At 70.7% G+C, this 11,321-nt stretch carries 12 protein-coding genes; 2 read left to right on the top strand and 10 right to left on the bottom strand.

Translation table 11 applies throughout. From position 1 onward, the window contains the following. The first annotated feature begins 19 nt into the window (after positions 1-19). Together GA0070624_RS03285 and GA0070624_RS03280 are read left to right on the top strand one after the other, a co-directional pair. On the top strand, positions 20-649 hold the full coding sequence (locus tag GA0070624_RS03285) for an alpha/beta hydrolase (RefSeq protein WP_091336542.1): 630 nt from the start codon (positions 20-22) through the stop codon (positions 647-649). A gap of 120 nt (positions 650-769) precedes the next feature. Further along, complete coding sequence (locus GA0070624_RS03280; protein WP_091336538.1) at positions 770-958, top strand: hypothetical protein; 189 nt, start codon at positions 770-772, stop codon at positions 956-958. A gap of 176 nt (positions 959-1,134) precedes the next feature. Here the strand turns inward: GA0070624_RS03280 and GA0070624_RS03275 are convergent, their stop codons facing one another. The 10 genes from GA0070624_RS03275 to GA0070624_RS34555 all read right to left on the bottom strand — a co-directional run bounded on the left by GA0070624_RS03275 (position 1,135) and on the right by GA0070624_RS34555 (position 11,298). Next, positions 1,135-2,340 (bottom strand): ABC transporter permease, encoded by a 1,206-nt coding sequence (locus tag GA0070624_RS03275; protein ID WP_218105104.1) that lies wholly within the window; start codon positions 2,338-2,340, stop codon positions 1,135-1,137. Continuing rightward, positions 2,333-3,004 (bottom strand): ABC transporter ATP-binding protein, encoded by a 672-nt coding sequence (locus GA0070624_RS03270; protein WP_091336533.1) that lies wholly within the window; start codon positions 3,002-3,004, stop codon positions 2,333-2,335. Before GA0070624_RS03270 ends, GA0070624_RS03275 begins: the two co-directional genes overlap by 8 nt. Then, positions 3,001-4,428 (bottom strand): peptidoglycan-binding protein, encoded by a 1,428-nt coding sequence (locus GA0070624_RS03265; RefSeq protein ID WP_141714921.1) that lies wholly within the window; start codon positions 4,426-4,428, stop codon positions 3,001-3,003. The genes GA0070624_RS03270 and GA0070624_RS03265 overlap by 4 nt, the downstream gene beginning before the upstream one ends. A 41-nt stretch (positions 4,429-4,469) precedes the next feature. Beyond that, positions 4,470-5,429 (bottom strand): hypothetical protein, encoded by a 960-nt coding sequence (locus GA0070624_RS03260; protein WP_091336529.1) that lies wholly within the window; start codon positions 5,427-5,429, stop codon positions 4,470-4,472. 251 nt (positions 5,430-5,680) lie between these two features. Beyond that, complete coding sequence (locus GA0070624_RS03255) at positions 5,681-6,136, bottom strand: hypothetical protein (RefSeq protein ID WP_091336527.1); 456 nt, start codon at positions 6,134-6,136, stop codon at positions 5,681-5,683. A gap of 387 nt (positions 6,137-6,523) precedes the next feature. Continuing rightward, complete coding sequence (locus tag GA0070624_RS03250; RefSeq protein ID WP_091336525.1) at positions 6,524-7,333, bottom strand: hypothetical protein; 810 nt, start codon at positions 7,331-7,333, stop codon at positions 6,524-6,526. Beyond that, complete coding sequence (locus GA0070624_RS03245; protein WP_091336523.1) at positions 7,330-7,848, bottom strand: SigE family RNA polymerase sigma factor; 519 nt, start codon at positions 7,846-7,848, stop codon at positions 7,330-7,332. Before GA0070624_RS03245 ends, GA0070624_RS03250 begins: the two co-directional genes overlap by 4 nt. A 109-nt stretch (positions 7,849-7,957) precedes the next feature. Next, positions 7,958-9,676, bottom strand: a complete 1,719-nt coding sequence (gene argS / locus GA0070624_RS03240; RefSeq protein WP_091348044.1) for an arginine--tRNA ligase — start codon at positions 9,674-9,676, stop codon at positions 7,958-7,960. A 299-nt stretch (positions 9,677-9,975) separates the two neighbouring features. Then, positions 9,976-11,034 carry a tryptophan--tRNA ligase gene (trpS, locus tag GA0070624_RS03235; RefSeq protein WP_091336521.1) on the bottom strand — a complete coding sequence of 353 codons (1,059 nt, stop codon included), beginning with the start codon at positions 11,032-11,034 and terminating at the stop codon, positions 9,976-9,978. A 96-nt stretch (positions 11,035-11,130) separates the two neighbouring features. After that, positions 11,131-11,298: a hypothetical protein gene (locus GA0070624_RS34555; protein WP_176731577.1), complete on the bottom strand. Its 168-nt coding sequence runs from the start codon at positions 11,296-11,298 to the stop codon at positions 11,131-11,133. Positions 11,299-11,321: the final 23 nt, after the last annotated feature.

Genomic DNA, 11,321 nt, shown 5'->3' with positions numbered 1-11,321 from the left:
TCGCAGGATCCCGTCGAGCATGGCCCCGTTCGCCCGGGCTCTCGAACCCCACCTGCACCGGGTGGCGGTACCGGTGCTACGCGGTCACGGCACCCGCTGGTCGGATCTGCGGGGCGTGACCTGGCGGGACTGGTTCGACGACGCGTGGGCGGCCGTCGACGAGGTCGCGGTGTCCGGGCCGGTGGCCGTCATCGGCCTCTCCATGGGGGGAGCACTGGCTCTCCGGCTGGCGGCGACGCACCGCGCCGTCAGCCACGTCGTCCTCGTCAACCCGTCGCTGACGATGAAGAACCCGCTGCTGCCGGTGCTGCCGGTGCTCAGGTACCTGCGGCCGAGCATCGCGAACGACCAGCCGCAGGTGAAGGATCCGTCTGTCCGTTACCAGGGCTACCGGCGCATCCCGCTCGTCGCGGTCCAGGAGATGACCCGGCTGTGGGCGGACGTCCGGTGGCGGCTGCCCGCCGTCACCCAGCCGATCATGGTGTTCCGGTCCCTCGCCGACGGCGAGGCCGGCCTGCGGTCGGTGGAAGTGGTCAGGCGGGGCGTCCGGTCGGCCGACCTCGTGGAGGTCCCGCTCGCCCGCATCGGCCATGTGGCGACGCTGGACTGGGACGCGGGTCTGATCTTCGAAGGACGACGGCGTTCCTGACCGGCCGCACCGCCCCGCCGGTCACCCGGGTCGGCTGACCCCGCTGGCCGGTCCGGGTGCCCGGGCCGGCCAGCGGTCGGCTGGCCCGGCGCGGACCTAGCCAGAGGTTGATGTCTGCCAATGGTAGGTCCAGGGTGGCCCGGCACCGATGATCGGCTGGCGTACGTACAGACCGTCGCCCACGACGTCGATCTCGCCGGGGTGCAACTCCGCCGGCGGGTCCCCGCGTTCGTCGAGTTCGACGGTGGCGGTGCGTCCGTCGGCCGGTCCGCCCACGATCGGGACATCAACTACGTCTCGCATAGGTGAAGCATCACGGTCGGGCATCGACATGCACCCGGAATTCCGAAGTTCGTACGTCAAGGCCGGCGGCTTCTTGTTGTGCGCCGGCAGCGTCTGCCATGCGGCCCCACGAAGGGACCGGGTCCCCTGGCACCGCCGGCGCGGCCAGCTTCGGCATGACGTCCACGCCCGGCGCGGCCCACTCAGCGCCGTAGCGCCTCTACCGGCTCGACCTTGGCGGCACGGATCGCCGGGTACAGTCCGGCCGCCACGCCGACAAGCGTGCCAGCCGCAGGCGCGGGGAGCACAGTCCACGGCTGCAGTACCGCCGTCCACTCCTGGGCCAGCGCGACGAACACCACCACGGCGACCCCCAGGCTCGTCCCCACGAGCCCGCCGAGTGTGCCGAGGGCGGCCGACTCGGCGAGAAAATGGGCGGCGATGTGCCGCGGCCGGGCACCCAGCGAGCGGCGCAGCCCGATCTCGCTGGTCCGTTCGAGGACGGCCACGAAGGTGGTGTTTGCGATGCTCACGCCGCCGATGACCAGGGTGATCGCGGCGAGCAGCATGAACAGGGCGTTCAAGTCCGCAGTCACGCTGCCGCGCAGCGCCTGCGGGTCGGGAGGCGCGATGGCCCGGAATCGGTTCGGTGCGTCCGGGCGCAGTGCGAGCGGCAGCTGTTGGGCGACGACCTTCGCCGCGCCGAGCCGTGTCTCCACGATCATCTTCGCCGGCTGGTCGACCGGCGGCCCGTACGCGGCGAGCGCCGTCGATGACGGCAGGATGACGCTGAGCAACAGCTCAGGCTGGCGTTGAAGGTCGGCGATGATTCCGATCACCGTGTACGGCGAACCGTTGATGAACACCGCAGGATAGGCGTCGAGGCGGGTGATCCCGAGGCGACCAGCGGCCCCCGATCCCAGTACCGCCACCCGCTCCCTTCGGGCAACGTGGAACGCGTCGAAGATGCGCCCGCTCTGGATGACCGGATGCAACGTGGCGATCGCGTCCGGTTCGGCCGCGTAGAGGGCCAGCCCCCCGCTATCACCGCCCAGCTCAGGTACGCCGCTGACGGTGGCCTTGCGCAGCGGCAGTGGCCAGAGCAGACCGCCCCTGACGACGCCGTTGATCTTTCTTATCCGGCTGTCCGCATCCGCGGGAAAGCTCATCTCATGATTGACCTCGTTGGCTCCGACGTCCTCCACCGTCACCTCGGTGGCCGCCAGGGCCGTGAACCGCCGGTCGATCTGGCCACCTGCGGTGGTGGTGAGGCCAAGAATCGCCACCATGGCTCCGATGCCGAGCACCGTGCCGAGCATCGTCAGGACCGAGCGCCCGGGACGTTGCAGGATGCCCGAGGTGGCCTCGCCGACCAGGTCCCTGATGGAGAGCCGCGACCGCCTATCCATCCAGCACTCCGTCGCGGATGGTGATCCGGCGCGGGCTCCGGGCTGCCACCTCCGGGTCATGGGTGATCACGATGACCGTGAAGCCGGCGGTGTGCACCTCGTCCAGGAGAGTGAGTACGGTTGCCGCCGTCTCGCTGTCGAGGTTTCCGGTCGGCTCGTCGCAGAGCAGCAGACTTGGCTGATTGGCGAGCGCGCGGGCGATGGCCACCCGCTGCCGCTCACCCCCGGAGAGCATCATCGGCAGGGCATCGGCCCGATGGGCGAGCCCGACCCGCTCGAGTACGTCGAGTGCGGTGCGTCGCCGTTCCCGGGCGGACGGCCCGGTGTAGAGCTGCGCCAGGGCCACGTTCTCAACGGCGCTGCGATAGGGCAGCAGATGGAAGGATTGGAAGACGAAACCGACCCGCCGCCCGCGCAGCGTCGACCGGTCGGCCTCACGGAGTCGGCCGACGTCGATGCCGTCCAGCTCATACCGCCCTGTCGTTGGCCGGTCGAGCAGTCCGACGATGTTCAGGAAGGTGGACTTCCCCGAGCCGGATCGTCCCACCACCGTCACGTACTCGCCCTGCTCGATGGTGAGATCCGCCGGTAGCAGGGCGGGCACCGGTGGCGGACCCGGATAGGTCATCCCCACCGCCTCGAACCGGACGACGGGCAGCGTCATTGGCCGATCACCACCCGGTCGCCCGCCGCCAGCGACGCGTCGCCGACCGGGGTCACCGCTATGAACCCGTCCCCCGAGACCCCGGGCTGGACGCCGACGCGCACCTGCTCGCCCGACCGACTCAGCACGCTGACCGTGGTGGTGCCGTCGGCGGCCGCGCTCACCGCCGAGACCGGAACGACCAGGACTTTCCCGCTCGTCTGTGCGGCGGTGATGGTCAGGCGGACGTCGAGGCCGTTCCACTGACTGCCGAGCGGCCGTTCCGTCGTCACGGTGACCGGCACGTACGGCAGTCCCGCCGGCTGACCCTCCTGATCGGGCTGGTCCGTGGTCAGTTTGCCGACCGTGCCGACCACGCCGGTGCCCTTCTCCCGCAGTGTCTCCGAGAGGACCTCGACCGGTATTCCGGGCCGCAGCAGCGACGCCTGCTCGGGCTGGAGCTTCGCGGTCACGGTGAGGCGTCCGGTGGCGAATGTGATCAACGGTGCCTCGACGGGGTCGCCGACCTTGCCGCCGAGCGCCACCACGGTGGCCGGGAAGGTCGCCAGGAACACCACCTCGGAGAGGGGAACCATCGGGCCGGTACGGGCGATCAACTCCCTGCGGTCCTGCTGGGCCCGGGCGAGGGTCCGCTTCGCGGCCTTGAGCTGCTCTCGCAGGCTCGGCTCGCCCGGCTCGGGTGACGGCTGAGTGCCGGCCGCCAGCCGCGCTGTCAGCGAGTTGACCGCGGCCTCTGCCGTTCTGACCGCGTCGTCGGCGGCGCGGAGCGATGCCCGGTCGGCCTGGCCGCCCGGCCCGCCGGTATCGGGCACCTGGTAGCCGATGGCGGAGTAGAGCCGGCGTACCGCCGCCTTGGTGGCCGGACCGAAATAGCCTCTCCGGTCGCCGGAGCGGTAGTGGCCGAGTTTGCGCAGCGCCGCCTGCAACTCAGCGATGTCGCCGCCTTCCTCGCCCGGCTTCATGTCGCGGTAGGCCGGTACCGAGCCGGGCAGCACCAGGAGCGGCCGACCAGAGACGGTCAGCACGACGTCACCGGGGTCGACCTTGGCGCCCACCCCGGTCCGTACCGCGGTCACCACGGCGACATTGGCACCCTGTGCGCTCGCCGGCGTAGCTTCCACCTGCCGGTCCGGCCCGACCGTGCCGCGGGTCACCACCGTCGATGCCAGCCGCCGCTCCTCGACTACGGCGGTGAGCACGCTGCGCGAGGGCGGAAGTGCCGAGGCCCGCTGTTGTTCGGGCGATTGCACGAACGAGGCGCCGACCAGACCGGCGACTGAGAGCAGTGCGGCGGTACCGGCCGTGATCAGCGCCCAGCGACGCCTGCCGCGCTGCGGGCTGGGCGCAGCGTCGACCCGTGCGTCCCCGGCAGGTGCGCCGAGGATCTGCTTTCCATCGGACCTGCGCCGGGCGAACCCGAACATCACCACCTCCGCTTACCGACAATCTGATCCGTCCACGACGATCAGCCGGTCACGCCGGCTGCCGCCTTGAGCATCGCGTCGATGGCCCGCTTGATCCCGGCGAGCCGCTCCTGGTTCTTCTCGATCAGCCTCTCCTCGTACGCCGACTCGACGGCGAACCAGACCCCGACGAGGTTGACCTGCTGCTTGCATTCGACATCGGCCACCGCGGTCTGAATCTCCACGGCGGTGGGGGTCGGCTGGGCGAGGCTGGTCTTCAGGGTGTCGCCGTCCAGCGGCTGGAACGGGTCCCGGTAGTCGAAGCCCTTGCCCTTCATGCAGGTGGACCACTCGGCGAACTTGCCCCTGACCCGTGGGTCGGCGTCGGCCTGCTTGCCGGCGGCGAGCTCGATGTCACCCGCGAACTGCTCCGGGTCGATCCGCTCGTACTCGGCCGCGTTCAACTTCCGCTTGCTCTCGCCCATGCATCCGCCGGCCGGAATCTCCACCCCCTTGTGGGCGGTACCGCCGGTGTTCCCGTTGGCGTCACCCGTCTGGTCCGGCGGCCCGTAGAGCACCAGACTCAGCTCCTTGGAGACCGGCTCGGCCGGCGGTCGGCTGGCCTGCGCGCCGTCACCCGCCGACTGGTGGTAGCCGTATTTGGCGGCCGTCGCCGGGTCCGTGATGCCGTACCGCCGGCTGAGCGACGTGTCCGGCGGCAACGTCGGAGGGACCTGCTGAAGCGACGGTGGGAAGCCGAACCGGGACAGGCAGCGGTTGGCGAGAATGGTCTGCGCGTTGTTGAGCTGCCGGAACTTCTCTGGGGTCAGCTTGTACGCCTCGATGGGGAAGACCTTGCCGTCGAGGAGGTCCAACTGGGGTATCGCCGCGACAGCCGGCGGCGAGGCCACGGTCAGCGAATCGGAGGAGGCGGCGGGGCGTTTCTCGTCGCCGCAGCCGGACGCGACGAGGCACAGCGCGGTGGCTGCTGCTACCCACCGCAGCGTCGGGTACCTGTTCATGAAGTCCTCTATTCGTGCAGGAACGGCGATGGACGAGCGGAACCGGCCCGGGACAAGGGCAGGGGGAACAGCGGATTACCCGACCGCGATTCCGCGGCCAAGGCTGCCGTTGGCTGTGCGCCGCCCTCGCGGCATGCGGCGGCGAATTTCCCATGCGCGGCGAATGGATTGCCGGGCAGGAGGCCCGGGGGGCCCTGATGCTGTCGTGAGGGCCCCCCGAGCCCGTCAATTCTTTTCCTGGCCGCCTGCTCCTAGAAGCAGTCGCGCCAACTTTGTGAACGGTTATTGTTGTTCAACTCGTCCAGCGTCGAATCGCGATCGCCGATGTAGCCGTTGTAGTTCAGATCCTTGACCCGGCCGGTCTGGGCGACGTGCTCCCAGATGCGGGCCACGCACCTCGTGTCGGCGTTGACACCGGACCCGGCGTTGTTCGCCACGTCCTGGTAGGCGCCCGTACCGGTGTTGCTGAACTCGTACGCGTAGAGGTCGTTGACCCACCCGTTGATGGCAGCTCGCGCCCCGCCGTAGTACGACTTGTAGTAGTAGCACATCGGACCGTAGGCCGCCGGGGTGCAGTTGCTGCTCGCGGTGGTCGCGCTGGCCGGGCTGGCCGGCAGTGCCACCAGGGCCGCACCCAGCAGGGCGACGGCGAAGCCCGCCCGAGATGCGGTCGCCAGGCGATGGAGTAATCTGCTCTCTGTCCTCATGTCCACTCCTTTGGTCGATGAGTGAGGACAACGGGGTGGTCACGGCCGGCCCGCCGTGACCACCCTCCTAACTGCGGCCGGGATCGGCGCCGTTCCCGGTCACTGGATCAATCCATCCGCGAGCATAGCTGTTCGCCAATCCCTTCGCTGCCCTGTCCGACGCGCCCGGAAACAGTTGCGACCGTTCAATCACTGCGCGTAGCTTCGATCGGACGCGTCTGGCGGTCGGTTGAACTTATTTGCGGATGTCAACGCGGGTCTCTGCGTCGGGCATCCGATTTTCTCCGACACGCTCAGTAAAAAAAATTGGTGCCCCTGTGTACGGGTGGATCAATTGACAACTCGGGCTGATTGCTCGGCCTCATAGGAGTGTCCGATCCAGCCGAGTCACTCGTTCCGGGCCCCGCCGTCCGGGGCGGTACCACCGTGCGGCGCCGCACGCCACCGGCTGCTGATCGCGATCTCCTTCAGTTGGCGGGTGTCCAGTGCGGGTGCCGGCCGGGTGGCGGGGCCGTTCTTGAGGTCCACGGCGTTCCAGGCGGTGACCACGATCCGCACGCCGTCGGGCGCGAGGATGTCGACCTGCCGTCGCGTGACACCCTTGGCGCCCGGTTCACCGCCGGCACCCTCCAGAGACACCACCCGGGTCTCGTCGAGCAGGCTGGCCGCCGCGCACCGGGTCCCGACGGGGTCCGCCCGCTTCGCACAGTCGTACCGGTCGAGCAGGGACGCACCGGTCGCTTTGCCCGCGCTTGCGGCGAAGTCCGGCTGGACGTTCACCTCCAGGGTGGTCCGACCACCCGCGTCGGTGATGACCAGCCTCGCGAAGCCCTGCTCGGCCACCGCGCCGCTGGTCCGCGTGCCCGGCGGCAGCAGTGATCGCAACGTCTCGAGGACCGCCGCCGCCGCCACCGGGACCCGAGGATGTTCTCCTTCGGTGGTTGCTGTCGGACCGGGCGCCGCCGGTGCCGGGACGGAGACCTCGTCCCGTTCGGACGATTGGCCGACGCCGGCGAGCGAGACTCCCGCCAGCAACAGCACGCCGAGCATGGCTGCTCCCGCCAGGCCGACTCCCAGCCTGCGCCGGCGCTGGATCGACCGGGCACGGCGGAACACGCTCGCCGGGCCCGCTCCGGGTGGCGGCTCGTCCGCGGTCGCGAACTCCAGCAGCCCTCTGATGTCGTGCTCTCCCCTCACTTTTCGCCTCCTCCGTTGAGCGATAGCTGCGGCCGGATGCCGGCCAGTGATCCCCGGAGCGTGGCCAGGGCCTTCGCGCACTGGCTCTTGACGGTGCCCGTGGTGACGCCGAGCACCTCCGCCGTCTCCTCCGTGCTCCGGTCCTCCCAGTAGCGCAGCACCACCGCGGCGCGCTGCCGTGGCGGCAGAGCCCGGAGCGCGCCCAGAACCGTCAGCGACAGTGCGTGGTCGCTGGTGGCTTCCGGTTGCTCCGCCGCCTCTGCCAGTGAGCGCTCCCGCCACCAGGGAAGGCGGCGCCGGTCGTCGAGGTACACCCGGGCCAAGACGGTGCGGGCGTACGCGTCGAGACTGTCGATCGTCCCTCGGCGCGCTGCGACGACCACCCGGGCGAGGGCGGTCTGAACCAGGTCCTCGGCCCGGTGCCAGTCTCCGCAGAGCAGGTAGGCGGTTCGGCGCAGGTGCAGGTATCGCGCCTCGACGAAGGACTGCAGTTCGGTCTCGATGTCCGCACCCACGGACCGCTCCCTCTGCCGGCGTCAGCTCTCACCGGTACTAGACCGGCACCGCCGCCGATCGGTTGTCCGACCTGCCGGAGGAATTTGCGGCACCGGCGAACGCACCGCCTCACATCCGTTCCGGAGTGCGGATGCCGAGCAGGTGCAGACCCTGGCGTAGCACCCGGGCGGTCAGGTCGCAGAGCACCAGCCGGCTGTCCCGCACCGGCTCGTCGGCGCGCAGCACGGGACAGCGCTCGTAGAAGGCGCTGAACGCGGTGGCCAGCCGGTGCAGGTAGCCGGCCAGATGGTGGAACTCCAGGCTCCGCTCCACCTCGGAGACCACCGCCCCGAAGCCGACCAGCTCGAAGGCGAGCGCCCGCTCCGCCGGCTCGGCCAGCGAGATCCCCGCGTCCGGCCGGGCCGTCACGCCGGCGCGGCGGAAGATCGACCGGATCCGGGAGTACGCGTACTGAAGGTAGGGCGCGGTGTTGCCGTCCAGCGACAGCATCCGCTCCCAGTCCAGGACGTGGTCCCGGTGCCGGTCCGTGGAGAGGTCGGCGTACTTGATGGCGCCGATGCCGACCGCCCGGCCCACCTCCGCCGCCTCCGCCTCGCCCAGCTCCGGGTTCCTGCTCCGGGCGAGCTGCGTGGCCCGGGCCACCGCCTCGTCGAGCAGCGCGACCAGCTTCACCGACTCACCGGCCCGGCTGCGCAGCATCCGCCCGTCGGCGCCGAGGATCGAGCCGAACCCGACGTGTTCCGCGCGCGCCGGCGGGACCAGCCAGCCGGCCAGCTCCGCCACCGCGTACACCATCTCGAAGTGCCGCCGCTGCGGCGAGCCGACGACGTAGAGCAGCCGGGTTGCGCCCAGTTCCCCGGTCCGGTGCCGGATCGCGGCCAGGTCGGTCGCCGGGTAGCCGTACCCGCCGTCGGACTTGCGGACGATCAGCGGCAGCGGCTCCCCGTCCCGGCCCACGGAGTTGGGCGGGAAGACGCACGACGCGCCGTCGCTCTCCCGGAGCAGCCCGAGCCGGTCCAGCTCCGCCACCACCGGCCCGAGCAGGTCGTTGTAGCTGCTCTCGCCGTGGAAGTCCCGGCCGGTCAGCGTCACGTCGAGCAGGTCGTAGACCGCCAGGAAGTAGCGCTCGGACCGCTCCACGAGCAGCCGCCACAGCCGCAGCGTCCGCTCGTCGCCGCCCTGCAACGCCACCACCCGCAGCCGGGACCGCTCCCGGAACGCCTCGTCGGCGTCGAACTTCGTCCGGGCCGCCTTGTAGAAGGAGTCGAGGTCGCCCATGGACAGCTCCTGCGCCGCCTCGGCCTCGCCAACGTCGGCCAGGTGCTCGATCAGCATGCCGAACGGCGTGCCCCAGTCGCCCAGGTGGTTCGCCCGCACCACCCGGTGCCCGAGCCACTCCAGCAGCCGTGCCGCCGCGTCGCCGATCACCGTCGAAGGCAGGTGCCCGACGTGCATCTCCTTGGCCACGTTCGGCGCCGAGTAGTCGACGACCACCGTCTCCGGGTGGGCGCTGACCGGCACGCCGAGCCGTGGGTCGGTGGCCAGCGCGGAGACCAGCCCGCCGAGGGCCCGCTCGGCCACGGTCAGGTTGATGAACCCGGGCCCGGAAACCTCCGTCGCGGAGCAGAGGTCGGCGACCTGCGCGCGTTCCAGCACCTCGGTGGCGATGGCCCGCGGCGGGCGGCCGATCCGCCGGGCCAGCGCCAGCGCCGCGTCGGACTGGAAGTCCGCGCGCTGCGAGCGCCGCACGACCGGGTCGACCGGAACGCCGGCCACCGTCGAGAACGCCGGCGCCAGCCGGTCGGTCAGCAACTTCTCCAGATCCATGGGTACGCCGATCTCGCTCGGATCCGCGGTCACGCGGATCTCCGGACGGGGAATGCGGACGGACCGAGAAACGATCGGCGGGGACCGGCGGCTCGATCCGCCGGTCGCAGAGGGTGGGTCAGCTCAGGCGGTCGACGGTGGCTCGGGTACGAGCCGAGGATCGCCGGCGTCGCGCGACCGACACGTCGGAGGACGTCGGCACGGAGGCGCGGGAGCTGGTCATGTCGGCAGCCTAACCGGCCGGCCCGGGGGCGGCGCAAGGCCGTTCCCGAGGCCGGCTTCCCGGCGTACCCAAAAGGTCAGGCCGGTGTGGCGACGGCCTTGCGGTGTCGCTCGGCCCTCCGCCGGACCTGGCTGTACGCGCTGGTCAGGCCCATCGCCCGGCGGACCTCGACCAGGGTTCGGCGCACCTCGGCCCGGGTCCGCTCGGTGCCCTCGACGATCAACTGGTCGACCAGGCCGCTGTCCGCCTCGAACCGGGCCCGGCGCTCCCGGATCGGGTCGAGGAACCGGTTGAGCGCCACCGCCAGCTTCTCCTTGACCTCGACGTCACCGACCCGGCCGGCGCGGTAGCGCGCCTTGAGCTCCTCGACCTGCCCCCGGTCCGGGTTGAACACGTCGTGGTAGGCGAAGACCGGGTTTCCCTCGACCGTCCCGGGCACGTCGGCCCGGACCCGGTTCGGGTCGGTGTACATCCCCATCACCTTGCGGCGCACGGCCGCTGGGTCGTCCGAGAGGGCGATCGCGTTGCCCCGGCTCTTGTTCATCTTTCCCTGGCCGTCCGTGCCGACCAGGGTGGGCGTCTCCGAGGAGATCAGCTCGGGTACGGGGAAGACCTCGCCGTAGAGGTGGTTGAACCGCCGGGCGATCTCCCGGGTCACCTCCACGTGCGCCGCGTTGTCCTTCCCCACCGGGACGACCTGCCCCTTCACGGAGAGGATGTCGGCGGCCTGGAGCACGGGATAGCCGAGCAGCCCGTACGGGATCTCCTCCTTGCCGGCGTCCCGGGCCATGTCCTTGATCGACGGGACCCGCTCCAGCCGGGGCACGGTCACCAGGTTCTGGAAGAGGGTGTTGAGGTCGCCGACCTCCGGGATGGCCGACTGCAGGTAGAAGGTGGCCCGGGCGGGGTCGACGCCGGCGGCCAGGATGTCGGTGACCATCTCGCGGGCGTTTCGGGAAACCTGCTCGATGTCCTCGCGGGTGTTCTTCGTGGTGAGCATGTGCAGGTCGGCGATGATGAAGAAGCTCTCGTACCGCTGGTGCAGCTTCACCCGGTTGGCGATGCTGCCGACGTAGTGGCCGAGGTGCAGCCGCCCGGTCGGGCGGTCGCCGGTGAGCATCCGTGGTGCGGACATGGTGGTACGCCTTTCGTGCCGAGGAGAACGGTGAGAGACGCGCGGCGCGCGAGCGACCCGGGGCGTGATCGCCCACGGGTCAGCGGAGGATGCTCGTCAGAGCACGCGCCGCCATCGCCCGCCGGCGCGGAACCGCAACCCACCGGCACGGAGTACGTCGAGAACCTGCTCCCGACCGTCGTAGACGCGGACCGGGAGAACCGGCACGCCACCCGTCGGGAGACCGTCGACGGTCTCCGGCGTGATGGTGGTTGGCCGGACCATGGCTCCACGGTAACCGTTCGGCC

Origin of the sequence: Micromonospora rhizosphaerae (assembly GCF_900091465.1) — a bacterium.
Lineage (GTDB): Bacteria > Actinomycetota > Actinomycetes > Mycobacteriales > Micromonosporaceae > Micromonospora > Micromonospora rhizosphaerae.
Note: the sequence above shows the minus strand (reverse complement) of the source record. Positions and strands in the feature narration are given on the sequence as shown.